We start from the raw sequence: 23007 nt of genomic DNA on the forward strand, positions 1-23007 counted from the left end.
CTCCATCCTCTTCCCTTCCTTCTCCCCCCTTCTTTCTCTTCCGTTGTGCTGGTTGTTGGTGGGGGGGTCTACTCCCCCCCCCCCCCCCCCCCCCCCCCCCCCCCCCCCCCCCCGCCACGCGGCGCCACGGCTGCAAGGCCGGGCGCAACCCGATCGCCCTCCTCCCCGCTTGCGCCCTCGCCCGTTCCGCGCTACCCGCCGCACATGCCTCGCTATCGCCTCAGCATCGAATATGACGGCCGCCCGTTCCGTGGGTGGCAGCGCCAGGCCGACCTGCCTTCCGTCCAGCAGGCGGTTGAGGAGGCGCTGGCCCGGCTCGATCCCGCCGCGCCCATGGTCTACGGCTCGGGGCGGACCGATGCGGGGGTGCATGCGACCGGGCAGGTCGCCCATGCGGACCTGTCGCGCGACTGGGACCCGTTCCGCCTGTCCGAGGCGCTCAACGCCCAGCTGCGGCCGCACCCGGTGGCCATCCTGGGCGCGGAGCGCGCCGCAGACGATTTCCACGCCCGCTTCGACGCCATCGAGCGGCGCTATATCTATATCCTGCGCAACCGGCGCGCGCCGCTGACGCTCTCGGCCGGGCAGGAATGGCTGGTGAAGGCGGAGCTGGACGTGGAGGCGATGAACGAAGCCGCGCGGCTGCTGATCGGCAAGCACGACTTCACCACCTTCCGCTCCACCATGTGCCAGGCGAAATCGCCGGTGAAGACGCTGGACCGGCTGGAGGTGCGGCGCGAGGGCGACGCGGTGATCTTCGACGTGCGCGCCCGCAGCTTCCTGCACAACCAGGTGCGCAGCTTCGTCGGCACGCTCGAGCGGGTGGGCAGCGGCGCCTGGGCGCCCGAGCGGGTGGGCGCGGCGCTGGCGGCGGCCGACCGGGCGGCCTGCGGGCCGGTGGCGCCGCCGGACGGGCTGCGCCTCGACAAGGTCATCTACCCCGAATGAGGCGGGGGGCGGCGCGACCCGCCCCCGCCCCCGGATCAGGCCAGCAGCGGCGCCAGCTTCGGCCAGGCGTCCGCGTCGGCGACCGACTTGTCCCGGCAGAACGTGTTGCAGAAGCCGATCACCTTGCCGTCGATCTCGGCCAGCGAATCCGCCGCCACCGGCTTGCCCGAATAGGGGCAGGCGGCGTTGACGGCGGCCGAGACCGGGACCTCGCCCTCGGCCAGCGCCTTCGCCGGGCGCGGCGCGGGGCCGGGCCAGGGGGCTTTCGGCAGCGGCAGGTCATAGCGGGTGGGCACCGGCCCCTCGGCCAGGCCCATCGCGCGCCAGCGGCGGAAGGGCCCGTAATTCACCACCGCCGCGCAATAGGCCTGCGCCACGGCGCCGACGGGGATCCCGTAGGTCAGCAGCCGCGTCGCCAGCGGCGCCATGAAGGCGTCGGCGGCGGTGAACTCGGCCCCGAACAGCCACGGGCCGCCCTCGCCGAACCGGGCGCGGGCCATGGCCCAGCGCTCCTCCAGCCGGTCGACGTCCTTCCGAACCGCCTCGGAGACCTCGAACCCCTCGAACGCCAGGGTGATGTTCATCGAGCAGGCGTCGCGCAGCGCGCCGTATCCCGAATGCATCTCGGCGGTGATGGCGCGGGCGAAGGCGCGGGCGGCCCGGTCCGCGGGCCAGAGCGGCCGGTCCGGGGCCATCTCGGCCAGCGTCTCGGCGATGGCCAGCGTGTCCCACACGAAGGGTCCGTCCTCGAGCTGCAGCGCCGGCACGGTGGTGGCGGGGGCGATCTCGGGCGGCAGGCGGTCGTGGAAGCCCTTGCCGCCGGGGATCAGCCGCGGGGTGTAGCTGCGCCCGGCGATGTCCATCAGCAGGTGGCCGCGCAGCGACCAGCTTGAAAGCGTGCGTTCCTGGATGAAGAGGGTGTCGGGCATGGAAATTTTCCTTCTCAATGGGCTGTTCTCGGCGTGGAAACATGCTGTCATGTTGCAGCGCGGTCCGGCAAATGACGAATTCCGCGACGCGACATCACGGAGTGTTAACAGGACTTGTGAGGTCGTGTTGCAGTGCAAGTCATTGAAATTCCTCGGTCTAAAATTCGTTCACGCGTGTACGATCCTCTCGCATGCGCTCACGAACCCGTTACCCTTCCGAGAGGCGGGATGGTGATCCGCCCCCGGAACACCAACGTATTAGACGTGATACGGCGCAACCGGACGAGAAGACAGGAGAGAGACCATGGCCTTCAGAACCCATTCCGACGCGACCGTCGCCCGCGCAGCGATGTCGGCCGAATTGCTCGATGCCGAAACCGAAGCCGCGCTCGCCCGCCGTTGGCGGGACGAAAAGGACGAGGCGGCGCTGCACCGCCTCGTGACCGCCTACATGCGCCTCGCTGTGTCGATGGCCGCGAAGTACCGCCGCTACGGCGCCTCGATGAACGACCTGACGCAGGAAGCGTCGGTCGGCCTGATGAAGGCGGCCGAGAAGTTCGACCCCGAGCGCGGCGTGCGCTTCTCCACCTATGCCGTCTGGTGGATCAAGGCGTCGATCCAGGATTACGTGATGCGCAACTGGTCGATGGTGCGCACCGGCTCGACCTCCTCCCAGAAGTCGCTGTTCTTCAACATGCGCCGCGTCCGCGCGCAGGTGGAGACCGAGGCCGCGGCCGAGGGCATCCAGATGACCGGCGAGGAGATCCGCCGCCGCATCGCCGAGGATCTCGGCGCCCCGCTGCGCGACGTGGAGATGATGGAGGGCCGCCTCGCGGGCTCCGACTTCTCGCTCAACGCCCAGCAGGCGGGCGAAGAGGGCCGCGAGTGGATGGAGACGCTCGAGGACGAGACCCCCGGGTCCGAGGAAGTGGTCGGCCGCGACCGCGACCTGTCGGCGGCGCGCCAGTGGATCGCCGACGCGATGGACGCCCTGACCGAGCGGGAGAAGATGATCATCATCGCCCGCAAGATCGACCAGCAGCCGCGCACGCTCGAGAGCCTCGGCGGCGAGCTGGGCCTGTCGAAGGAGCGGGTGCGCCAGCTCGAGGCGCAGGCGCTGAAGAAAATGCGTCGCCACATGGAAGAGCATGTCGGCGAAGAGGCGGCGGCCCTGGCGGGCGAAGCCGTCTGAAGCTTCCGCGCGCGCGTCGTCCCCACGGGCGCGTTGCGGATCGGCCCCGCCGGCATCCCCGGGCCGGCGGGGCCACTCCTCCCAAGCCCCCCGTCCCTCCCGGCGGGGGCCCAGGCGACGAAAGGCGGCGGACCGATGGGTCCGCCGCCTTTTTCTTTCGCCGGGGGGAAGGCGCGGGGGAAGGCGGGTCCGGCGCCCCGCCCGAAGCGGGGCGCGCGGCCTCAGGGGGCGCCCGCGGTGGTCTGCTGCGCGCCGCCCGCGCGGCCCGGCGCCTCGGCCAGCCGCGCCAGCACCGCGTCGCGGTCCGCGCGGGTCATCAGCGGCAGCTTGGCGCGCAGCGCGAAGGCGCCTTCCCACTTGCCCGCCCGGGCGAAGGTCCAGTCGGTCAGCGCCGCGATCGGCAGCCGCCGCCGCGCGCCCGGCGCGATCCCGGCCGCCCGCGGCGCGTCATAGACCTGGCAGTCGAGCGCGTCCGCCCCGGCCCGGCGGCAATAGCCCAGCGTCGCGGGCGCGGCCCGGCCGGGCCCGAGCGGGGCGTAGAAGGCGAGGTCCCGCCCCGCGTCGCCGCGCCGGTCCAGCTCGGCCAGCGCGACATGGAGGTTCCGGCGCGCCTCGGCCGCGGCCCGGGCGTCCGCCTCGGGGGGCAGGGCGATGGCGGCGATGCGGGTGTCGCTGGCCGCCCAGGCGCGGGCGGCGGCGCGGCGCTCGGCCTCGGTCCGCGGGGCGTCCGCGGCGCCGGACTGCGCCGGGGCCTCGCCGACCCCGCGCACCGCCGGGGCGGCGGGCAGCGTCAGCGCGCCCTGCGCCGCGGCCACGGTCATCGCGCCGGGCGGCGTGACCCAGCGCGGCGCGGGCGCCAGGGCGACCGCCGCCGTCGGCGGGCCGCCGCGCGCCTCCGGCCCGGTCGCGGACGCGACGGGGGAGGGGGCCTGCAGCTGGTGATAGACGAATACGCCCAAGCCGAGCACGGCTGTGGAGATGACGACGCGTGCACGCAAGGACGGGAAAGCCATGTCAGCTTCCTTCGGCACGTTGAAAATATCGAGTCTGTTAACACCAACTAAACCGCGCGGACAGCCCGGCGTCAACCTGTGGGCGCCTGTCGGCGTTTCCGCGTTTCATTAACCATAATTGAACATCAATTCGGGCCCGGCGGGGGCCCGGTCTGCGACCGCCTGCCGCGTCGCGGCTTGATCCCGATCAAACGCAAACACGACTGTCCGGGGCATGTTCCCCCCGCGCAGGCCCCGGGACGCCGTTCGCCGGACCCCGATCCGCCCTGAACTTCAGGCGCGCCGGGCCGCGCGGCAGGAAAAAACCGGTCGGATCGGGCCGCCGCGGGTTTGACCCCGGGCGCGCGAGGCCCCAAGTGGCCGCGACGGGCGGGCCCATGGCGCCGCGCCCGCCTTGCGTGCAGGATCGCGAACCGACGAGGAGCGGCAGGATGAACGAGATGGTCGACCAGGCGAAACTCTCCACCGACACGGCCGAAGCGGTCGCGGTCCCCAACGGCGTCTTCGCGCAGGAGGTGCTGGAGGTCGAGCATTACACCGACCGCCTGTTCCGCTTCCGCATCACCCGCCCCGATGCTTTCCGCTTCCGCTCGGGCGAATTCGTGATGATCGGCCTGCCGGGGCCGAAGCCCGTGTGGCGCGCCTACTCGGTCGCCTCGCCCTCCTGGGACGACACGGTGGAGTTCTACTCGATCAAGGTGCCCGACGGCCCGCTGACCTCGGAGCTGCAGAAGATCCAGCCCGGCCACACCCTGTGGATGCGCAAGAAGCCCACCGGCACGCTGGTGGTGGACGCGCTGCTGCCGGGCAAGCGGCTGTGGATGTTCTCCACCGGCACCGGCATCGCCCCCTTCGCGTCGCTGATCCGCGACCCGGAGGTCTACGAGAAATTCGACCAGGTGATCCTGACCCATACCTGCCGCGACGTGGCGGAGCTGGCTTACGGCGAGCACCTGGTGAACGAGGTGAAGAACCACGAGTTCCTGGGCGAGCTGGCCGAGGGCAAGCTGACGCTCTTCAACTCGGTCACCCGCGACCCGTCCTTCCCGCGCCAGGGGCGGATCACCGACCTGATGGCCTCGGGCGAGCTGTTCGAGCAGCTGGGCGTGCCCCCCATCAACCCCGAGGATGACCGCGGCATGATCTGCGGGTCCATGGCGATGCTGAAGGACACCAAGGCGGCGCTGGAAGGCTTCGGGCTGGAAGAAGGCTCCAACGCCAAGCCGAACACCTTCGTGGTGGAGCGCGCCTTCGTCGGCTGAGCCTGTCCGATTTGTGAAACCGGGTTGAATTGACCCGGTTGCGCGCTGAAACGATCCTCCGACGCATCGCGCGGCGCCGCCTGGCGACAGGCGGCGCCGCGTCGTTCTTTTTCAGGGGATCGACCATGAAACGCATTGCCTGCGCCGCCTGCCTTTCCGCTGCAGCCGTCCTCGCCGGTGGAGGCGCCGGGGGCGCCCACGCGGCGCCCTATTACCTCAACATCGGGCTCGAGCCCTTCGGCGACCGGGGCAACCAGGTCGCCATGGACCGCGTGTTCGGCGAGGACGCCTGGATCCTCGGCAACTACCGCACCGTCGATGCGGCGGCGCTGCTGGCCTCCGCCGACTTCCTGTTCCTCGAAGGGGGCGATTTCCTCGCGAACGACCTGGAGGCTTTCCTCGACGCCAACCGCGCCGCGCTGGAGCAATGGGTGTTCGACGGCGGGCGGCTGCTGGTGAACGCGGCCCCGACCGAGGGCGACGGGATGAGCTTCATCCTCGGCGCGCAGCTCGTGTTCCCGCTCCTGTCGGATGAGGCCGTCGCCTCCGACCCGCTGCACCCGGTCTTCGACGGCGTGACGACGCGCTATACCGGCAATCAATTCGCCCATGGCCGCATCGCGAACGGCGGCGCGGCGCTGATCGAGGACGCCGCGGACGGCGAGGCGGTGCTGAGCTACCGGATGCACGGGGCGGGCCTGGCGGTGTTCGGCGGCATGACCACCGTCCGCTTCCAGTCCCCGTCGGGCGACGCGGAGACGCTGCGCGCCAACCTCATCGACTGGACCGCCAATGGCGAGCTGCGCACGAGCGAGGTTCCGCTTCCGGCGTCGGCGCTCCTGCTCCTCGCGGGCGTCGCGGTCATGGGCGCCGTCCGCCGCCGGGCGGCCTGACGGGGGGCGGGATGGGGGCCGGGGCGGGCGCCGGAGAGGGTTCCGCGGCGCCGCTTGGCGCAGGGGAGGAGGAGATGCATCTCCTCCTCCCCCGCACCCCCTCCTCCTGCAAGCTGGGGGGATCGAGGGGATCGGCGGTCGTCCCGGGATGATCCACGTTGTGCGGCGCCGGCGGACCTCGCGGTCCTGCGGCCCGCATCGGCCCGCCCGCCCCGCGCCGGGGGCGCTCGCCCAGGACAGCGCCCCGATCCGGGCGCCCGGCGGATCACCTCACGCCATCACCTGCCGTTGCAGGCGCATCACACGAGTCCCGGGGGAGTTCGAGGGGGCCTCGCCCCCTCGAGCAGGGGACCGGGGGCGGCAGCCCCCGCAGCGGCAGCCCCCGCAATTCACCCGTTCAGGCCGAAGCGCGCGAACAGGTCCTTGAGGTCCTCTTCCGGCCGCGCGCCGATATGGGAGATCGCCTCGCCCGCGGCCACGCAGCCCATGGTCCCGCAGGTCAGCATGTTGCGCCCCTTGACCAGCCCGTGCAGGAAGCCCGCGGCGAAGAGGTCCCCGGCGCCGGTCGCGTCCACCCGGCTCATCGGGGCTGCGGGCGCATGGACCATCCGCCCGTTCTGGATCACGTAGACCCCCGCCGGGCCGACGGTGACCGCGGCCATGGGCAGCTCTTCCTTCGCCCGGTCCAGCGCGTCCTCGAGCGTCGCGGTCTGGAACAGCGCCACGATCTCGTGCTCATTGGCGAACAGAAGGTCCAGCTCCTCGCGGCACATGCGCAGGAACTCGTCCCGGTGCCGGTCGACGCAGAACGGGTCCGACAGGGTCAGCGCCACCTTGCCGCCCGCATTCTTGGCCGCCTTCACCGCCTTCGAGAACGCGGCCAGGCTGTCCGGCCCGTCATGGCGATAGCCCTCGAGGTAGATCCACGACGCCTGGGCCATCATCTCCTCGTCGATGTCGTCGGGCGACAGGTGGTTCGAGACGCCGAGATAGGTGTTCATCGACCGCTCGCCATCCGGGGTCACCAGCACCATGCAGCGCCCGGTCTCGTCGCCCTCGACCGATTTCGGCGCCAGCGGGGTTTCATAGGTCACCCCCAGCGCGCGGATGTCATGGGCGAAGATGGCGCCGAGCTGGTCGTCCTTGACCTTGCCGACATAGGCCGCCTTGTCGCCGAGCATCCCGAGCCCCGCGATGGTGTTGGCGGCGGATCCGCCCGAGATCTCCCGCGCCGGGCCCATCATGCCGTAAAGCTCCACCGCGCGGTCGGCGTCGATCAGCTGCATGATGCCCTTCTCGACGCCCGCATTCTCCAGGAAGCTGTCGGGCACGCGGGCCAGCACGTCGACGATGGCGTTGCCGACGCCGACGACGTCGTAGGTCTTGCCGCTGGTCATGCGGTCTTCTCCTCGTAATGGCACAGGTCGGCGATCAGGCAGTCCGCGCAGCGCGGCTTGCGCGCCTTGCAGATGTAGCGGCCATGCAGGATCAGCCAGTGATGGGCGTGGCGGGCGAATTCGACCGGCACGTTGTCCTCGATCGCCCGTTCCACCGCGACGACGTCCTTGCCCGGCGCGATGCCGGTGCGGTTGCCGATGCGGAAGATATGGGTGTCGACGGCCTGGGCGGGGTAGGCGAACCACATGTTCAGCACCACGTTCGCCGTCTTGCGCCCCACGCCCGGCAGCGATTCCAGCGCGGCGCGCGAGGACGGGACCTCGCCGCCGAAGTCATCCACCAGCCGCTGCGAGAGCTTGATGACGTTCTTCGCCTTGTTGCGGTAGAGGCCGATGGTCTTGATGTGCTCGATCAGCCCCTCTTCGCCGAGCGCCAGCATCTTCGCGGGCGTGTCGGCGACCTTGAACAGCGCCTCCGTCGCCCGGTTCACCCCCTTGTCGGTGGCCTGCGCGGACAGGGCCACGGCCACGACCAGGGTGAAGGCGTTGACGTGGTCGAGCTCGCCTTTCGGCTCCGGCTCGGCCGCCTCGAAACGGGTGAAGATCTCCCGCAGGACGGGGTAGGGAAGCTGGGCTGTCATGGGGCCCGGTTATCGCCCCGGGGCGCGCGGGCGCGCAAGGGGCGCGGGGCCGCAGGATCGCGTCCGCATGAATCGGGTGGGGCGCGGGCCTGCGCACCGGTATGGTCGCCCCCGACAGATGACGGAGCCCCCCCGCGATGACCGACCTCTCCCCCGCCCCTGCCGAGACCGACCGCGCCGCCTTCCACCGCCAGTTGATGACCGAGGCCATCCGCCTGATCGAGGAGCGGCGGGCCGAGCATCCCTCGCTCGACGCGCTCGCCGCCCGCATGGGCCTCAGCCCCGCGCATTTCCAGCGCCTGTTCTCGGCCTGGGTCGGGGTCAGCCCCAAGCGGTTCCTGCAGGCGCTCGACCTCGACCACGCCAAGCGGCTGCTGGCCGAACGGCACACGCTGCTGGACGCGGCGCTCGACACCGGGCTGTCGGGGCCGGGGCGGCTGCACGACCTGTTCGTGACCTGGGAGGCGATGACCCCCGCCGAATGGGCCCGCAAGGGCGCGGGCCTCTCGATCCGCTGGGGCTGGTTCGACAGCCCCTTCGGCGAGGCGCTGGCCATGGCCACCCCGCGCGGGCTCTGCGGCCTCGCCTTCGCCGCCGAATGCGGGCGCGAGGCGGCGTGGCAGGACATGGCCGCCCGCTGGCCCGAGGCGACGTTCCAGGAGGATCCGGAGGCGCTGCGCCCGCTGGTGGACGCGGCTTTCGGCGGGGGCGGCGAGCTGCGGCTGGAGCTGATCGGCGCGCCGTTCCAGGTGAAGGTGTGGGAGGCGCTGCTGCGCGCGCCCATGGGCGCGGCGACCACCTATACCGACCTCGCCCGCGCCGTGGGCGCCCCGAAGGCGCAGCGGGCCGTGGGCACCGCCGTCGGGCGCAACCCGATCTCCTGGGTGATCCCCTGCCACAGGGCGCTGCGCACCACCGGGGCGCTCGGCGGCTATCACTGGGGGCTGCCGGTCAAGCGCGCGATGCTGGCCTGGGAAAGCGCGCGGGTCGAGGGCGCGGCGGGCGCCCCGGCGGGCTGAGGGCGGGGCGCTGCGGTGAAGCGGTTGTGAAATAGTACGCCTGCGCCGCGGAAATTGGTTTCCGAAATGGAGACGGCCCCGGCGCAGGCCCAGCGCGGCGTCCGGGCGGGCGCGCAGACGCCCCCCAGAAACGCATTGCGCGCCGCCGCCCGGCCCGGCGACGGCGCGCTTCTGTGCGAGCCCTGGAGGGATCGCGGCGGCGGCGAGGGGAGGGAGGGGCCCCGCGCCGGTCCGCGTGGTCGCCGCAGCTGGGGCGCGTTCTGCGCTCCGCGGCGCCGGGGGAGGGAGGATCCCCCGGATCGGGCCTCGATCAGCCGTAGACGGCGTGCCAGGCGACGGAACGGATGCCCGCGCGGCTCATGCCGATATCGGCGAGGTCGAGGTCGTTCAGCTCCGACAGCTCGCGGATGGTGCGGCGGTACAGCCGCCAGCGGGCCCAGCGGGCGCGCAGCGCGTCGATGCGGGAGGAGAAGTCGGCGTCGGTGGCGGCGGCGACGGGGCTGTGGAAGGTGGTGACGGCCATGACGGCCTCCTTTGTCTTGTTGCTCGTGAAGCGCGGCGTTCGGCAGGCCCCGTCCGGACCCGAGTTCCGGCCCTGTCGTCGCCGCTTCTGTTGCAGCGCAAAATGATGCCGGCGCCGGGCGGTGACAATGGCGCCCCTCGGCAAAGCCGGTTTGCCGACTCGTCATATGTTGCACCGCGTCAAGCGCCGCCCCGCCGCCCTGAATGCATTTGCGGCTTGGTTTCAGGTTGTCTTAATGTCACCTTAGACTCGCTTATTTTGGGGGAGACGCTCCGCGCATGTCGGATGTGGAATTGAAGCTGGGCCAATTGCGGGCCTTCGTGGCCGTCGCCGAGACCGGGGGCCTCGCCGCCGCCGCGCGGCGCGTCAGCCGGACGCCCTCGGCCGTCTCCATGTCCCTCAAGCAGCTCGAAGAAAACCTCGGCGGCCCCCTGTTCGAAGGCGAGCGCAAGGGCCGGCTGACCCCGCTGGGCGAACATTGCCTGGTGGTCGCCCGCCGCATGGTCGACGAACATGTCGGCGGGGTGGAGGAGATGCTGCGCTTCGCCGATGGCGGGCGCGGCGAGATCCGCGTCGCCGCGGTGCCGAGCGCGGCCTGCGGCATCGTCTCGGTGGCGCTCGAGATGCACCGCCGCATGGCCGAGCGCGACCCGGGCATCGGCGTGCGGGTGGAACTGCGGGACGGGGATTCCGAGACCGTGGCCAACACCGTCGTCTCCGGCGCGGCCGAGATCGGCGTCGCCCAGGCCCCCGCCCAGGGCCTCGGCCTGTCGCAGGAGCCGCTGGTGGTCGAACGCTACGCCGTGCTGTTCCCGCCGGACCGGACCGACATTCCCGGCGGCGGCGCGCCCATCGATTTCGACGCGCTCGAGGGCGAGGCCTTCGTCACCTCGCCGCTGATGGAGGCGGTGGCCCCCGAGCAGATGCGCATCCGCCTGCGCCACGCCAGGGCGCGGGCTGTCAGCCTGCTGTCCGTCGGCGCCGCGGTGCGCGCGGGGATGGGCGTTTCGGTCGCCCCGCTGATCGCGGCCGAGCGGATCCTGTCGGACCTGCCCTTCGCGCCGCTGGCCGCCGAGGCCGCGCCGCGCCGCCTGTTCCTGCTGCAGCGCGAGGGCGAGACCCTCTCGCCCGCCGCCCAGGGCTTCGTCGCCCGCCTGCGCGAGGCGGCCGAGAAGGGCTGACCGGGCCCGCGCCGCACCATGTTCCCGTCTTGTTCTCTTTCGCCCGGGGCGCCATGCTGGCCCGGAACGGAGCGACGAGTCGGACAGGGGCCGGGCGCATGGGCGATCTTTTCGGGATGGACGACGCGGCCCGCGTGGCGCCCGGGCTTCGGCGCGGCCGCGGCGCGGTGTCGAACCGCGTCGGCCGGTATGAGCGCGAGACCCGCGCCCCCGTCGACGACGGCTGGGAGGGGGACGAGGACGACGCCCCGCCGCCGCTGCGCACCCGCCTGATCCCGGATGCCAGCCGCAGCGTCATCGCCCGCAATGCCTCGCCCGACCTGCCCTTCGACCGCTCGATCAACCCCTACCGGGGCTGCGAGCATGGCTGCGTCTATTGCTTCGCCCGCCCCACCCACGCGCATCTGGGCATGTCCCCCGGCCTCGATTTCGAGACGCGGATCCTGGTGAAACGCGGCGCCCCGCGCCTGCTGGAGGGGGAGCTGCGCCGCCGCGGCTACGCGGTCGCGCCCATCGCCATGGGCGCCAACACCGACCCCTACCAACCGGCGGAGCGCGAAGAGCGGGTGACGCGCGGCATCCTCGAGGTGCTGCAGGCCCATCGCCATCCGCTCAGCATCGTGACCAAGGGCGCGCTGGTGACCCGCGATCTCGACATATTTGGCGAGATGGGGCGGGCCGGGCTGGCGCAGGTCGCGGTATCGCTGACCTCGCTCGACAATCGCCTCAGCCGCTCGGTCGAGCCGCGGGCGGCGAGCCCGCAGGCGCGGCTGCGCGCCATCGCGGCCCTGTCGCGCGCCGGGGTGCCGGTGGGTGTGATGCTGGCCCCGGTGATCCCGGCGGTGACGGATCACGAGATCGAGCGGCTGCTGGAGGCGGCGGCGCGGGCCGGGGCGAAATGGGCCGGCTGGATCGGGCTGCGGCTTCCGGCCGAGGTGGAGGGGATCTTCCGCGAGTGGCTGGAGGCGGAGATGCCCGACCGCGCCGCCCGGGTGATGGGTCGGGTGGCCGAGCTGCATGGCGGCAAGGTCTATGACGGCGCCTTCGGGCGGCGGATGACGGGGCAGGGCGTCTGGTCGGCGCTGCTGCGGCGGCGGGTGGAGACGGCGCGCAAGCGGCTCGGCCTCGCCTCCCGCCCGCCGGAGCTGCGCCGCGACCTGTTCCGGGTCCCGCCGCGGCCGGGGGACCAGCTCGACCTGTTCTGAGGGCGCCCTCCCCTGCATCCCGGGCGCCGCCGCGCCCTGCGCGGCGAGGGCGGGCGAGCGGGGGCTTCAGCCCCCCCGAGCCCGGCCTCTCCCCCGCCTGCGCCGCGCCCATCCCCCGGGCGTCCGCCGGCTCAGGGGGGCAAGCCCCCCATTCGCAGGCGGAGGCGGCTGCGCCGCCGGGGCGCGCGCGGCCGCGCCGCGCCCTTGCCCGCCGCGCCGCCCGCGGCTAGGGCATCGGCCATGGCCAGACCCTCCGCCCCCCGCGCCCCCGCCGCGCCCCGCCCGCGCCCCGACCTCTCGCTCGAGGGGGCGCTGCAGCGCGCCGACCCGTCCTGCGTCCCGGTCTGCGGCATCGACGAGGCGGGCCGGGGCCCTTGGGCCGGGCCGGTCTGCGCCGCCGCGGTGATCCTCGACCCCGCGGACATCCCGGACGGCATCGACGATTCCAAGCGCCTGACCGCGAAGCGCCGCGAGGCCCTGTTCGACGAGATCCAGGCCCGCGCCCGCTGGGGCATCGGCTTCGCCGAGGCGCCCGAGATCGACGCCATCGGCATCCTGCCCGCCAACGACCTCGCCATGGCCCGCGCGCTGGCCGCGCTCGGCGCCGCCCCGGGCCACGCCCCCGGCCACGCGCTGATCGACGGCAACCGCGTGCCCCCCGGTTTCCCCGTCCCCGCCACCGCGGTGGTGAAGGGAGACGGCAAATCCCTGTCCATCGCCGCGGCCTCGATCCTGGCGAAAGTGGCCCGCGACAGGGTGATGACGGCCCTCGCCGAACAGCACCCCGGATATGGCTGGGAGCGCAACATGGGCTATGGCGTGCCCGCCCACAGGCAGGGACTCAAAAGCTTGGGGGTCACACCACATCATCGGTGCAGCTTTGCCCCCATACGCAAGATATTGGGTGAAGGGGATTAAATAACCCCCTGATTCACAAGGGGAATTGACGCCGAATCGCTGGCGCTGCATCTTGGCCTCAAGAACAGCGAATCACCCCATATGGGGGTCGGAGGCGGGCATGGCGGTCGAAAAGAACAGCGGAACGAATGGCGGGAACGACGCGGCGGGGCAGCCGCGCCGCGCGGCGCAGGCCGAGCAGGCGGGCGGCGCCCGCATCCGCCGGTCCTCGCCCATCGCGAAGACCCCGGCGGGCAAGGCCGCGGCCGGCAAGGCCGTCGAGGCGCCGAAGGCGAAACGCCCGCTGCCGCTCGACACCATCATCGCCGGCGACTGCATCGAGGCGATGAACAAGCTGCCCGAGGCCTCGGTCGACCTGATCTTCGCCGACCCGCCCTACAACCTGCAGCTCAAGGGCGACCTGCACCGGCCGGACAATTCCAAGGTCGACGCGGTGGACGACGCCTGGGACCAGTTCTCGAGCTTCGCGGCCTATGACCGCTTCACCCGCGAATGGCTCGCCGCCGCGCGCCGGCTGCTGAAGCCCAACGGCGCGATCTGGGTGATCGGCTCCTACCACAACATCTTCCGCGTCGGCGCCGCGCTGCAGGACCAGGGCTACTGGATCCTCAACGACGTGGTGTGGCGCAAGTCGAACCCGATGCCCAACTTCCGCGGCAAGCGCTTCACCAACGCGCACGAGACGATGATCTGGGCCGCGCGCGACGAGGTGGGCAAGTACACCTTCAACTACGAGGCGCTGAAGGCGATGAACGAAGGGGTGCAGATGCGCTCCGACTGGGTCATGCCGCTCTGCACCGGCGGCGAGCGGCTGAAGGACGACGCGGGCGAGAAGGCCCACCCGACCCAGAAGCCCGAGGCGCTGCTGCACCGGATCATGGTCGGCTGCACCAAGCCGGGGGACGTGGTGCTGGACCCGTTCTTCGGTTCGGGCACCACCGGCGCCGTGGCCAAGAAGCTCGGCCGCCGCTGGATCGGGATCGAGCGCGAGGCCAAGTATCGCGACGTGGCCGCCCGCCGCATCGCCGCCGCCCGCCGCCATGACGACGAGATCCTGGCCGTCACCGCCCCCCGCCGCGCCGCCCCGCGCGTGCCCTTCGGCCAGCTGGTCGAGCGCGGCCTGCTGGAGGTCGGCGAGACGCTGGTGTCCCCGAACGGCCGCCACGCCGCCCGGGTGCGCGCCGACGGCACGCTGATCGCCCATGACCATCGCGGCTCGATCCACCAGGTCGGCGCGGCGCTGGAGAACGCGCCCTCCTGCAATGGCTGGACCTACTGGCACGTGAAGCGGGACGGCAAGCTGCAGCCCATCGACGTGCTGCGCGGCGTGATCCGCAAGGAAATGGCCGAACACGGCTGAGGTTTTTCGCCGATCCGCGCGAAGCCCTTGCGCCCCCGTCCGAAAGGCGGGGGCGTTTTTTCTTGCCCGCCGCCCGCCGCGCCTTCAGGTTCGCACGAAGCGCGCCGCCCGGCAGAAACGGCGGCGCCGGTTTCCAGAACAGGAGCATTGTTCGATGATGAGTTTCGGCGCGGCGATCCGCACCTGCCTCTCCAAGTACGTCACCTTCTCGGGCCGCGCGCCGCGAGCCGAGTTCTGGTGGTTCATGGTGTTCACGACGCTCGGGTCGATGGTGCTGCAGGGCGCGCTCGGCGCCGTGGCCGAAGGCGGCTCGGACGTCGCGATCCTCGCGCTCTCGGCGCTGACGCTGCTGTGGTCGCTCGGCCTGTTCCTGCCGTCGCTGGCGGTGACCTCGCGCCGGCTCCATGACGTGGGGCGCAGCTTCTGGTGGTACCTGCTGATCTTCGTGCCGCTGATCGGGATGATCGTGCTGCTGGTCTGGTTCTGCTCGCGCTCGAAGCCCGAGGCGAACCGGTGGGGCCCGCCGCCCTACGGCCTGGTCGACACGGCCGAGACCTTCGCCTGACCGCGCCCCGGGCCCGACCCCGCGCCGTCCCGACGCCCCCGCCCCGCCCGGCGGGGGCTCTTTCATTCAAGGATCATTGACGTCGGGTTGACCGGGCGCGGGCGGCGCCCATCATTGAAGGGACGGGGCGCCGCGCCCGACTCGTGCGGCGCCCCGCGCAAACCCGGGCAGGAGCCTCTCTTCCATGTCGCCAGGCGACAGCATCAAGCACGCCGCCACCCACGGGCTTCGGGTCCGGGGCAGGGCGGGACGGTCCGAGTTCTGGTGGTGGACGCTGCTCGGGCTCGCCTGGCTCGGGCTCGCCGCCTTCGCCGAGACGCAGCCCCTCGGCGCCCCGCGGGGGATGATCTTCGCCGCCGCCTTCATCCTCTATGCGCCGACCTGGCTCTGCGTCGCGTCGCGCCGGCTGCACGATGCGGGGCACACGGCCTGGTGGCTCGCGGCCGGGATGATCCCGGTGGTGGGCTGGCTGATGCTGCTGTGGTGGTTCCTGGCGCCCTCGGTGCCGACGCTGAACCGGCATGGCAAGCCGCCGCCCGGCGTGTTCTGGACCTGAGCCGTCCCCGCCCCATCTTCCGCGCCACGCGACTATGGGGGAAGGCGAGATGCCCGACGATGCACGTCCGCGGCTGATCCTGGTGCTGGGCGACCAGCTGACCCGGACCATGCCGCAGCTGATGGCCGGGGCCAAGGACCGGGACGTGGTGGTGATGGCCGAGCTCTCGGACGAGGCGGCCTATGCGGACCATCACCGCAAGAAGCTGGTGTTCTGCTTCTCGGCCATGCGCCATTTCGCGAAGGCGCTGGAGGCCGACGGCTGGACCGTCGACTACACGCCGCTGACCGAGGGCCTCGCGTCGTTCGAGGACGCCCTGCGCGCCGCCATCTCCCGCCACGACCCCTGCGGGATCGTCGCGACCGAACCCGGCGAATGGCGCCTGCAGCAGGCGATGGAGGGCTGGGAGGAGGCGCTCGGCCTGCCCGTCAAGATCTTCCCCGACCGGCGGTTCCTGTCCTCGCGCGCGGAATTCGCCGACTGGGCCAGGGGCCGCAAGGCGCTGCGGATGGAGCATTTCTACCGCGAGATGCGCCGCGCCCACGGCATCCTGATGGACGGCGACCAGCCCGCGGGCGGCAAGTGGAACTATGATTCCGACAACCGCGAGGCGGCGGACCCCGGGGCCGAGTTTCCCGGCCCCCTGCGCTTCGACCCCGACAAGATCACCGAGGAGGTGCTCGCGATGGTCGAGGACCGTTTCCCCGACCGTTTCGGCGATCTGCGCCCCTTCTGGTTCGCGGTCACCGCCGAGGACGCTGAGAAAGCGGCGGATCATTTCTTCGCCCATGCCCTCGCCGGGTTCGGAGACGTGCAGGACGCGATGCTCGAGGGGGAGGCCTTCCTCAACCACTCGGTCCTTGCGCAGTACCTCAACGCCGGGCTGCTGGACCCGCTGGTCCTGTGCCGCCGGGCCGAGGCGGCGTGGGAGGACGGCAAGGCCCCGCTCAACGCCGCCGAGGGGTTCATCCGCCAGATCCTCGGGTGGCGCGAATACGTGCGCGGGATCTATTTCCTCGAAGGCCCGGATTACGTGGGCCGGAACGAACTGGAGGCGAGCCGCGACCTGCCCTGGTTCTACTGGTCGGGCGAGACCGACATGGCCTGCCTCAAGGCGGCGGTGGAGCAGACGCAGGCCGAGGCCTATGCCCACCACATCCAGCGCCTGATGGTGCTGGGCAATTTCGCGCTGGTGGCGGGGGTGGAGCCGCGCCAGCTGCACGAATGGTTCCTCGCCGTCTATGCCGACGCCTATGAATGGGTCGAGGCGCCGAACGTGGTGGGGATGAGCCAGTTCGCGGATGGCGGCCTGCTGGGGTCCAAGCCCTACGCCGCCTCGGGCGCCTATATCGACCGGATGTCGAACCACTGCGCCGGGTGCCGCTACGACGTGAAGAAGAAGTTCGGCGAGGGCTGCTGCCCGTTCAATCCGCTCTACTGGGATTTCATGCTGCGCCACCGCGAGCGGTTCAAGGGCAATGGCCGCGTCTCGCGCGCCTATGCCACCTGGGACCGGATGGCCGGGGACAAGCGGGACGCGTATCTCTCTGCTGCGCGACACGTCCTGGGGCGTCTCGACGCCGGAGAGCGCGTCTGAGCGGGGCCGGTCGCTTTCGGAGGGCTTCATGATCTGGTAACCATGGGGCGGGCCGGGTGTGCGTTTCCGGCCGCGCGGGGTGTTTTCCTCTCCCCGATCCAGGTTTTCAGATACGGAGCCGGCATTCCCATGCGCCTGTCCATTTCCCTCGCCGCCCTGGCCGCGGCCGCCCTCGCTTCTCCCGCCTCCGCCACGCTGCTGGCGCCCACCGGCTGCACCGGCAACGCGGTGGCCTGCGTGGTCACCGACACCCCCCCGACGCTGGTCGAGCGCAACCCGAATGACAGCATCATCCTGATGTGGGACGAGAAGCAGAACGTGGTGCTGACCGAGGACCTGCCGGTCGACCGCGTGTTCGACCCGGCGGCGAGCTTCGTCGGCGGCACGGCGGGCAATTACTTCCTGCGGGCCGGGACCGTCGTGTCCTCGCATTACGTGCAGTGGGACGTGCCGGGGACCTCGCCGCTGCGGGCCCAGACCACGATCAACGCCGACAGCCAGATCTTCGCCTTCATCTATGCCGACCAGAAGCTGTTCAACACCGACGCGCTGCTGGGGCTGGACACGACGGATTACAACGACTTCACCAATCGCGGGCTGGAAGGGTCGGATTCCACGGTCTTCTCGGGCTCCTCGGTCTATATCAACTGGGCGGCGTCGAGCCCGGGCGACTGGGCGCGGATGCTGACCGCCTATTCGCCGACCGCCGCCGCGGCGGACGTGCCGGTTCCCGCCGCGCTGCCGCTGATGGCCGCGGGTCTGGCGGGGCTGGGCCTTCTGGCGCGCCGCCGCAAGGGCTGAGGCGTCCGGGCGGAGGAGATGCGAGGGGCGGCGCCGCGTGGCGCCGCCCTTTTGCGTGGCCCTCTCGGCGCCCGGCCTCAGCGCCGGGCCGAGAGGGCCAGCAGCAGCGCCTTTTTCATCACCGTCGGCAGGTTCCCGGCCTGTCCCGGCGCATCCGCCCGCCAGGCGCCGCGCGACAGCGGCGTTCCGGGCGGCAGGGCGGCGGTGCGGACCTCGAGGATCAGGGCGAAATGGGTGAAGACGTGGCGCACCTCGCCCGCCGCACGCCAGTCGGCGGGGCAGGGCGCGCAGGTCTCGGGCGCCGCCGGGGGCGCCTCGGTCCATTCCGTGCCCGGCAGGCCCGGCATCCCGCCGAGAAGACCCTTCTCGGGCCGTACCTCGAGCGCCACCTCCCCGGCGTCCGAGAGGGCGACGAAGGCCACGCCGCGGCGCACCGGCTTGGGTTTCTTGGGCGCCTTCCTCGGCAGCTCGGGTGCGATCCCGGCGGCGCGGGCGGCGCAGGGATCGCGCCACGGGCAGATGCCGCAGGCGGGGGCTTTCGGCGTGCAGATCGTGGCGCCGAGATCCATCATCGCCTGCGCATGGCAGCCGGGGCGCGCCCCGGGCGTCAGCTCGGCGGCGATGGCGCGCAGCCGCGGCTTGGCGTCGGGGAGGGGCGTTTCGATCGCGCGCAGGCGGGCGGTCACCCGCTCCACGTTGCCATCGAGCACGGCGGCGGGCCGGTCGAAGGCGATCGCGGCGATGGCGGCGGCGGTGTAGGGGCCGATGCCGGGCAGCTTCAGCAGCGCCTCTTCCGTGTCCGGGAACGCCCCGCCATGCTCCTGCGCCACCGCGCGGGCGCATTTCAGAAGGTTGCGCGCGCGGGCGTAATAGCCCAGGCCCGCCCAGGCCTCCATCACCTCTGCATCCGCGGCGGCGGCGAGGGCCTCGACCGTCGGCCAGCGCGCGGTGAAGGCGTTGAAGTAAGAGATGACGGCGGCGACGGTGGTCTGCTGGAGCATGATCTCCGACAGCCAGACGCGGTAGGGGTCGGGCAGATGGCCCGCTTCGCGGGCGGCGGGGCCGATGCGCCAGGGCAGGGCGCGGGCGTGGCGGTCGTACCAGGCCAGCAGCGTGGCCGAGAGCGCGGCGGCGTCGTCATTGCCGGGGGGCATGGGGGCCTGGGGCGCGGAGCGCGCCGGGGGCGCCGGGGGGCCGTCCGCCCCCGGCGTGATCGGCGCCGCGTCCGTTTCCGTCCCGTCTTCCGCCGATTTCAGCGCCGCGCGCCGGTCGCGCATCGCCTGCGCGCGGGATGTGCGGGCTTGCGTCCGGGAACGGGACATGGTTGCTCCTTTGAGACAGTTGCGCGCGCGGGGGCGCGGGGCCGAAGGTAGCGGCCAACCCCCGCGAGTCCAGCCCGCCGCCCCGTCGGGGCGAGGGGCGCAGGCAGGAGAGTGCGGCCATGGCCGGCAAGGACGGATCGGGATCGGGGCGCGGCCCTCGCGGCGCCGGGGGCAAGCCCCCCGCCGCGGCGCGCGCGCCCGGCGCGGTCCAGCGCCGCAAGGGCCCGGGCGGGTTCAAGCACGCCGCCTCGCTCGCCGACGGACAGATCCGCACCGCGCTGCACCGGCGCGGCTTCGCCGAGGCCAAGGTGCTCACCGACTGGGCGCTGATCGCGGGCGAGGCGCTGGACGGCGTGTGCCGCCCCCTGCGCGTCTCCTACGGCTCGAAGGCCGAGCCCGGTTTCGGCGCCACGCTGGTGCTCGCCGTCGCGCCGGGGCGCGGCCCCGAGGTGCAGATGCAGGGCCCCAGGATCGTCGAGCGGGTGAACGCCTTCTACGGCTACCGCGCCATTTCGCGCATCCGCGTCGACCAGCGGGCCGGGGGCTTCGAGGCCGCCTCCCGCAACCGTGATCGCGCGGGGGAGCGACTTCGCCCGGAAGACGCCATATCCCCCGAAGATGCTCAGCGCGCCGCCCGCATCGTGGGCGACGTGCAAAGCCCCGAACTCGGCGCCGCGCTGGCGCGTCTCGGGCGCAACGTGATCGGCCGCGCCCGCGCGGCGGACAAGAAGGACAGGACCTGATGAGTTTCGACCCCCGCTTCACCCGTCGCGACGCCCTTTCGCTGATGGCCGCCGCCGGCGCGGCCGCGGCCCTTCCCGGCGCCGCCCTGGCGCAGGAGGGCGGCCTGCTGCAGGGCGCGCAGGTGATGGGCGACCCGGACGCGCCGGTGACGATCATCGAGTATGTCTCGCTGACCTGCCCGCATTGCGCGCGCTTCCACACCCATGTCTTCCCCGAGATCAAGAAGGATTACATCGAGACCGGGAAGGCGAAGCTGGAGTATCGCGAGGTCTATTTCGACCGGCTCGGCCTCTGGGGCGGGATGGTCGCGCGCTGCGGCGGCGCGGACAAGTATTTCGCCTATATCGACCACATGCTGCGCACCCAGCGCGAATGGACCCGGCAGGAGGACGTGCTGGACACGTTCAAGAAGATCGGCCGCGTGGGCGGGCTGTCCTCGGAGCAGGTCGAGGCCTGCCTCAACGACCAGGAATCCGCCAAGGCGCTGGTCGAGCAGTACCAGGAGTACCGCAAGGACCCGCGCCTGACCGGCACCCCGACGCTGATCGTCGGCGACGAGAAGATCGAGAACCCGACCTACGAGAACCTCGCCGCGGCGATCGACGCGCTGCTCTGACGGCGCGGCGTGCGGCCCTTCGGGGCGCCGCAGACAGGACGGATGACGGGGGGCGGCGCGCCATGCGCCGCCCCTTTTTCGTTGCGCGCGGGACGGTGTCATGAGATAAATAACATGTTATATAAAATCACGGCCCCCGCGGTCGCCTTTTCCGGGGGCCTCCCCGGGGCGGGCCCCCGCGCAAGGCGGCCCGACGGAGGAAGACGCCATGGGAGAGCTCGTTCTCGCCGCCAAGTGCACGCATGTGCCCACCATGCTGATGTCCGAACAGCCGGGCCGCCTCGAGGGCGCGCGCAAGCCGGCCATCGACGGGCACCGGGAGATCGCCCGCCGCGCGAAGGAACTGGGCGCCGCCACGGTGGTGATCTGCGACACCCACTGGGTGATCAACGCCGGCTACCACATCAACGCCAACCACCGGTTCGAGGGGCTGTTCACCTCGAACGAGTTCCCGCAGTTCATCCAGGACCTCGAATACGCCTACGAGGGGAACGCGGCGCTGGGCGACGCCATCGCCTCGGCGGCGATGGACAAGGGGGTGTTCTGCCTCTCGCACCAGATCGACAGCCTGGAGCTTGAGTACGGGACCCTGGTGCCGATGCGCTTCATGTCGCGCGAGGCCGACTTCAAGGTCGTCTCGGTCGCCGCCTGGTGCACGGTCCATTCCTACGAGACGAGCCGCAAGATCGGCGAGGCGATCCGCGAGGCGGTGGAGGCCTCGGACGAAAAGGTGCTGCTGGTCGCCTCCGGCTCGCTGAGCCACAAGATCTGGGCGAATGACGACTACGAGGCGAATAACGGGACCTTCACCATCTCCTCGGAGTTCAACCGCCAGGTGGATCTGCACGTGCTGGAGATGTGGAAGCGCGGGGAGATCGCGACCTTCCTGAAGATGCTGCCGGAATACGCCGAATACTGCTGCGGCGAGGGGTCGATGCACGACACCGCCATGCTGTTCGGCGCGCTGGGCTGGGATGCGTACACCGGCAAGGGCGAGGTGGTGACCGAGTACTTCCCCAGCTCGGGCACCGGGCAGGTGAACGTGATCTTCCCGGTGGAGTGATCCGGGCGCCGACCCCGGGGTGGTCACCGGGGATGGTCACGAGGGGGGCGAGGGAGGCGGGCCGCGCCCCCCCCCGCCCTTGCTCGGTTTTCCCCGGCCCCTCTGTTTCCATATCGTGTCCGATGCGTGCCGGACTGCGTTATGGATGCGCTCATGGGGAACGACTACCTGTCCTGAAACGGATACCGAAAGGACAGATCATGCTCGTGGACGGCAAGTGGACCGAGGACTGGCAGCCGGTGCAGAAGGCGGACAAGGACGGGCGCTTCGTGCGGCAGACCTCGGCCTTTCGCAACTGGATCACGCCCGACGCCGCCCCGGGCCCGACCGGGACCGGCGGCTTCAAGGCCGAGGCGGGGCGCTATCGGCTCTATGTCGCGCTGATCTGCCCCTGGGCGTCCCGCACCCTCGCCGCGCGGGCGCTGAAGGGGCTGGAGGACGTGATCGCCGTCACCGTGGTGGACCCGCAGCTGACCGACCAGGGCTGGGCCTTCGGCGGGCGGGGCGAGGCGGACCCGCTGCATGCCTCCGAATTCATGCATGGCCTCTACACCCGTGCCGACCCGCATTACACCGGCCGCGCCACCGTCCCCGTGCTGTGGGACGAGAAGCAGGACGTGATGGTGAACAACGAGAGCGCGGACATCCTCGCGATGCTCGACAGCGCGTTCGAGGGGATCGTGTCGAGCGACCTGCGCCTGCGCCCCGAGGGGCTGCTGGACCAGGTCGAGGCGCTGAACGCCGACATCTACGATCGGCTCAACAACGGGGTCTACAAGGCGGGCTTCGCGAGCAGCCAGAAGGCCTATGACGAGGCGGTGGAGGGCGTGTTCGCGTCGCTCGACATGCTCGAAGCGCGGCTTGAGGGGCAGGCGGACGGCCCGTTCCTGTTCGGGGGCGCGCCGACCGAGACGGATGTGCGCCTGTTCGTGACGCTGGTGCGCTTCGATGCGGCCTACCACAACATCTTCAAGTGCAACTGGAAGCGCATCGCCGATTACCCGCGGCTGCAGGCGCATACCGAGGCGATGCTGGCGCTGCCGGGCCTCCGCGGCACGGTGAACATGGCGCATATCCTGGCGGGCTATTACTCGGTCAAGGCGCTGAACCCGACGGGGATCACGCCGAAGCCGCCCGCGCATGTCGCGGCGATGCTGGCCTGAAGACCGCCCTTCCTTCCTCGCGCAACGCAGCACGCGGGGAGATCCGCCAGGCCTTCATCGCGGGCGAGGGGAACGTGATCCTGTCCCTCGATTACAGCC

At 71.6% G+C, this 23007-nt stretch carries 23 protein-coding genes; 17 read left to right on the plus strand and 6 right to left on the minus strand.

Annotated elements, in window-relative coordinates; genetic code table 11:
- Positions 1 to 204 precede the first annotated feature (204 nt).
- Positions 205 to 948, plus strand: a complete 744-nt coding sequence (truA, locus tag ACQ5SO_RS19340; protein WP_430943287.1) for a tRNA pseudouridine(38-40) synthase TruA — start codon at positions 205 to 207, stop codon at positions 946 to 948.
- A gap of 35 nt (positions 949 to 983) precedes the next feature.
- On the opposite strand, the gene ACQ5SO_RS19345 is transcribed toward truA, so the two are convergent.
- Positions 984 to 1877: a glutathione S-transferase gene (locus ACQ5SO_RS19345; RefSeq protein ID WP_430943288.1), complete on the minus strand. Its 894-nt coding sequence runs from the start codon at positions 1875 to 1877 to the stop codon at positions 984 to 986.
- Between the two features lie 304 nt (positions 1878 to 2181).
- Here ACQ5SO_RS19345 and ACQ5SO_RS19350 point away from each other — a divergent pair, with 304 nt between their 5' ends.
- Positions 2182 to 3069 carry an RNA polymerase factor sigma-32 gene (locus tag ACQ5SO_RS19350; protein WP_430943289.1) on the plus strand — a complete coding sequence of 296 codons (888 nt, stop codon included), beginning with the start codon at positions 2182 to 2184 and terminating at the stop codon, positions 3067 to 3069.
- 221 nt (positions 3070 to 3290) lie between these two features.
- Here ACQ5SO_RS19350 and ACQ5SO_RS19355 read toward each other — a convergent pair whose 3' ends face one another.
- Positions 3291 to 4082: a hypothetical protein gene (locus tag ACQ5SO_RS19355; RefSeq protein WP_430943290.1), complete on the minus strand. Its 792-nt coding sequence runs from the start codon at positions 4080 to 4082 to the stop codon at positions 3291 to 3293.
- 431 nt (positions 4083 to 4513) lie between these two features.
- On the opposite strand from ACQ5SO_RS19355, the gene ACQ5SO_RS19360 reads away from it, so the two are divergent.
- Together ACQ5SO_RS19360 and ACQ5SO_RS19365 are read left to right on the plus strand one after the other, a co-directional pair.
- Complete coding sequence (locus tag ACQ5SO_RS19360) at positions 4514 to 5344, plus strand: ferredoxin--NADP reductase (protein WP_430943291.1); 831 nt, start codon at positions 4514 to 4516, stop codon at positions 5342 to 5344.
- Between the two features lie 125 nt (positions 5345 to 5469).
- Positions 5470 to 6237, plus strand: a complete 768-nt coding sequence (locus ACQ5SO_RS19365; protein ID WP_430943292.1) for a VPLPA-CTERM sorting domain-containing protein — start codon at positions 5470 to 5472, stop codon at positions 6235 to 6237.
- Positions 6238 to 6626: 389 nt separating this feature from the next.
- On the opposite strand, the gene ACQ5SO_RS19370 is transcribed toward ACQ5SO_RS19365, so the two are convergent.
- Together ACQ5SO_RS19370 and nth are read right to left on the minus strand one after the other, a co-directional pair.
- Positions 6627 to 7634 carry an adenosine kinase gene (locus ACQ5SO_RS19370; protein WP_430943293.1) on the minus strand — a complete coding sequence of 336 codons (1008 nt, stop codon included), beginning with the start codon at positions 7632 to 7634 and terminating at the stop codon, positions 6627 to 6629.
- Positions 7631 to 8275: an endonuclease III gene (gene nth, locus ACQ5SO_RS19375; protein WP_430943294.1), complete on the minus strand. Its 645-nt coding sequence runs from the start codon at positions 8273 to 8275 to the stop codon at positions 7631 to 7633. The genes ACQ5SO_RS19370 and nth overlap by 4 nt, the downstream gene beginning before the upstream one ends.
- Positions 8276 to 8412: 137 nt before the next feature.
- Between nth and ACQ5SO_RS19380 the strand changes: the two genes are divergently transcribed.
- A complete protein-coding gene (locus ACQ5SO_RS19380) occupies positions 8413 to 9294 on the plus strand; it encodes a methylated-DNA--[protein]-cysteine S-methyltransferase (RefSeq protein ID WP_430943295.1) in 882 nt (293 codons plus the stop codon).
- A 310-nt stretch (positions 9295 to 9604) separates the two neighbouring features.
- Here ACQ5SO_RS19380 and ACQ5SO_RS19385 read toward each other — a convergent pair whose 3' ends face one another.
- On the minus strand, positions 9605 to 9817 hold the full coding sequence (locus ACQ5SO_RS19385) for a DUF1127 domain-containing protein (protein WP_430943296.1): 213 nt from the start codon (positions 9815 to 9817) through the stop codon (positions 9605 to 9607).
- 278 nt (positions 9818 to 10095) lie between these two features.
- Between ACQ5SO_RS19385 and ACQ5SO_RS19390 the strand changes: the two genes are divergently transcribed.
- The 8 genes from ACQ5SO_RS19390 to ACQ5SO_RS19425 all read left to right on the plus strand — a co-directional run bounded on the left by ACQ5SO_RS19390 (position 10096) and on the right by ACQ5SO_RS19425 (position 18000).
- Positions 10096 to 10998 (plus strand): LysR family transcriptional regulator, encoded by a 903-nt coding sequence (locus ACQ5SO_RS19390; protein WP_430943297.1) that lies wholly within the window; start codon positions 10096 to 10098, stop codon positions 10996 to 10998.
- Positions 10999 to 11096: 98 nt separating this feature from the next.
- A complete protein-coding gene (locus ACQ5SO_RS19395; protein WP_430943298.1) occupies positions 11097 to 12203 on the plus strand; it encodes a PA0069 family radical SAM protein in 1107 nt (368 codons plus the stop codon).
- 240 nt (positions 12204 to 12443) lie between these two features.
- Positions 12444 to 13121: a ribonuclease HII gene (locus ACQ5SO_RS19400; protein WP_430943299.1), complete on the plus strand. Its 678-nt coding sequence runs from the start codon at positions 12444 to 12446 to the stop codon at positions 13119 to 13121.
- A 214-nt stretch (positions 13122 to 13335) separates the two neighbouring features.
- Complete coding sequence (locus ACQ5SO_RS19405; RefSeq protein WP_430943308.1) at positions 13336 to 14481, plus strand: site-specific DNA-methyltransferase; 1146 nt, start codon at positions 13336 to 13338, stop codon at positions 14479 to 14481.
- 154 nt (positions 14482 to 14635) lie between these two features.
- Positions 14636 to 15046, plus strand: a complete 411-nt coding sequence (locus ACQ5SO_RS19410) for a DUF805 domain-containing protein (protein ID WP_430943300.1) — start codon at positions 14636 to 14638, stop codon at positions 15044 to 15046.
- A gap of 184 nt (positions 15047 to 15230) precedes the next feature.
- On the plus strand, positions 15231 to 15602 hold the full coding sequence (locus ACQ5SO_RS19415; RefSeq protein ID WP_430943301.1) for a DUF805 domain-containing protein: 372 nt from the start codon (positions 15231 to 15233) through the stop codon (positions 15600 to 15602).
- A 49-nt stretch (positions 15603 to 15651) separates the two neighbouring features.
- Positions 15652 to 17199 (plus strand): cryptochrome/photolyase family protein, encoded by a 1548-nt coding sequence (locus ACQ5SO_RS19420; protein WP_430943302.1) that lies wholly within the window; start codon positions 15652 to 15654, stop codon positions 17197 to 17199.
- A gap of 129 nt (positions 17200 to 17328) precedes the next feature.
- Complete coding sequence (locus ACQ5SO_RS19425) at positions 17329 to 18000, plus strand: VPLPA-CTERM sorting domain-containing protein (protein WP_430943303.1); 672 nt, start codon at positions 17329 to 17331, stop codon at positions 17998 to 18000.
- A gap of 77 nt (positions 18001 to 18077) precedes the next feature.
- On the opposite strand, the gene mutY is transcribed toward ACQ5SO_RS19425, so the two are convergent.
- On the minus strand, positions 18078 to 19154 hold the full coding sequence (gene mutY / locus ACQ5SO_RS19430; protein ID WP_430943309.1) for an A/G-specific adenine glycosylase: 1077 nt from the start codon (positions 19152 to 19154) through the stop codon (positions 18078 to 18080).
- Between the two features lie 287 nt (positions 19155 to 19441).
- On the opposite strand from mutY, the gene ACQ5SO_RS19435 reads away from it, so the two are divergent.
- The 4 genes from ACQ5SO_RS19435 (at position 19442) to ACQ5SO_RS19450 (ending at position 22908) form a co-directional block, all read left to right on the plus strand.
- Positions 19442 to 20065: a DUF721 domain-containing protein gene (locus ACQ5SO_RS19435; RefSeq protein ID WP_430943304.1), complete on the plus strand. Its 624-nt coding sequence runs from the start codon at positions 19442 to 19444 to the stop codon at positions 20063 to 20065.
- Positions 20065 to 20682, plus strand: coding sequence for a DsbA family protein (locus ACQ5SO_RS19440; RefSeq protein ID WP_430943305.1), 618 nt, complete (start codon positions 20065 to 20067; stop codon positions 20680 to 20682). Before ACQ5SO_RS19435 ends, ACQ5SO_RS19440 begins: the two co-directional genes overlap by 1 nt.
- A 208-nt stretch (positions 20683 to 20890) precedes the next feature.
- Entirely contained in the window at positions 20891 to 21745 is an 855-nt protein-coding gene (gene hpaD, locus ACQ5SO_RS19445; protein ID WP_430943306.1) for a 3,4-dihydroxyphenylacetate 2,3-dioxygenase, read from the plus strand.
- A 200-nt stretch (positions 21746 to 21945) separates the two neighbouring features.
- Positions 21946 to 22908 (plus strand): glutathione S-transferase family protein, encoded by a 963-nt coding sequence (locus ACQ5SO_RS19450; RefSeq protein ID WP_430943307.1) that lies wholly within the window; start codon positions 21946 to 21948, stop codon positions 22906 to 22908.
- Positions 22909 to 23007 lie beyond the last annotated feature (99 nt).

Origin of the sequence: Rhodovulum sp. DZ06 (assembly GCF_050586345.1) — a bacterium.
GTDB lineage: Bacteria > Pseudomonadota > Alphaproteobacteria > Rhodobacterales > Rhodobacteraceae > JBOCEF01.

What these genes read in the sequence shown, in the direction of transcription:
- ACQ5SO_RS19440 (WP_430943305.1), top strand. Translation starts at nt 20,065, where the DNA reads ATGAGTTTCGACCCCCGCTTCACCCGTCGCGACGCCCTTTCGCTGATG.
- ACQ5SO_RS19365 (WP_430943292.1), top strand. Translation starts at nt 5,470, where the DNA reads ATGAAACGCATTGCCTGCGCCGCCTGCCTTTCCGCTGCAGCCGTCCTC.
- mutY (WP_430943309.1), bottom strand. Translation starts at nt 19,154, where the DNA reads ATGCCCCCCGGCAATGACGACGCCGCCGCGCTCTCGGCCACGCTGCTG.
- nth (WP_430943294.1), bottom strand. Translation starts at nt 8,275, where the DNA reads ATGACAGCCCAGCTTCCCTACCCCGTCCTGCGGGAGATCTTCACCCGT.
- ACQ5SO_RS19435 (WP_430943304.1), top strand. Translation starts at nt 19,442, where the DNA reads ATGGCCGGCAAGGACGGATCGGGATCGGGGCGCGGCCCTCGCGGCGCC.
- ACQ5SO_RS19350 (WP_430943289.1), top strand. Translation starts at nt 2,182, where the DNA reads ATGGCCTTCAGAACCCATTCCGACGCGACCGTCGCCCGCGCAGCGATG.
- ACQ5SO_RS19345 (WP_430943288.1), bottom strand. Translation starts at nt 1,877, where the DNA reads ATGCCCGACACCCTCTTCATCCAGGAACGCACGCTTTCAAGCTGGTCG.
- ACQ5SO_RS19380 (WP_430943295.1), top strand. Translation starts at nt 8,413, where the DNA reads ATGACCGACCTCTCCCCCGCCCCTGCCGAGACCGACCGCGCCGCCTTC.
- ACQ5SO_RS19420 (WP_430943302.1), top strand. Translation starts at nt 15,652, where the DNA reads ATGCCCGACGATGCACGTCCGCGGCTGATCCTGGTGCTGGGCGACCAG.
- ACQ5SO_RS19400 (WP_430943299.1), top strand. Translation starts at nt 12,444, where the DNA reads ATGGCCAGACCCTCCGCCCCCCGCGCCCCCGCCGCGCCCCGCCCGCGC.
- ACQ5SO_RS19425 (WP_430943303.1), top strand. Translation starts at nt 17,329, where the DNA reads ATGCGCCTGTCCATTTCCCTCGCCGCCCTGGCCGCGGCCGCCCTCGCT.
- ACQ5SO_RS19410 (WP_430943300.1), top strand. Translation starts at nt 14,636, where the DNA reads ATGATGAGTTTCGGCGCGGCGATCCGCACCTGCCTCTCCAAGTACGTC.
- ACQ5SO_RS19450 (WP_430943307.1), top strand. Translation starts at nt 21,946, where the DNA reads ATGCTCGTGGACGGCAAGTGGACCGAGGACTGGCAGCCGGTGCAGAAG.
- hpaD (WP_430943306.1), top strand. Translation starts at nt 20,891, where the DNA reads ATGGGAGAGCTCGTTCTCGCCGCCAAGTGCACGCATGTGCCCACCATG.
- ACQ5SO_RS19385 (WP_430943296.1), bottom strand. Translation starts at nt 9,817, where the DNA reads ATGGCCGTCACCACCTTCCACAGCCCCGTCGCCGCCGCCACCGACGCC.
- ACQ5SO_RS19370 (WP_430943293.1), bottom strand. Translation starts at nt 7,634, where the DNA reads ATGACCAGCGGCAAGACCTACGACGTCGTCGGCGTCGGCAACGCCATC.
- ACQ5SO_RS19355 (WP_430943290.1), bottom strand. Translation starts at nt 4,082, where the DNA reads ATGGCTTTCCCGTCCTTGCGTGCACGCGTCGTCATCTCCACAGCCGTG.
- ACQ5SO_RS19360 (WP_430943291.1), top strand. Translation starts at nt 4,514, where the DNA reads ATGAACGAGATGGTCGACCAGGCGAAACTCTCCACCGACACGGCCGAA.
- ACQ5SO_RS19395 (WP_430943298.1), top strand. Translation starts at nt 11,097, where the DNA reads ATGGGCGATCTTTTCGGGATGGACGACGCGGCCCGCGTGGCGCCCGGG.
- ACQ5SO_RS19390 (WP_430943297.1), top strand. Translation starts at nt 10,096, where the DNA reads ATGTCGGATGTGGAATTGAAGCTGGGCCAATTGCGGGCCTTCGTGGCC.
- ACQ5SO_RS19415 (WP_430943301.1), top strand. Translation starts at nt 15,231, where the DNA reads ATGTCGCCAGGCGACAGCATCAAGCACGCCGCCACCCACGGGCTTCGG.
- truA (WP_430943287.1), top strand. Translation starts at nt 205, where the DNA reads ATGCCTCGCTATCGCCTCAGCATCGAATATGACGGCCGCCCGTTCCGT.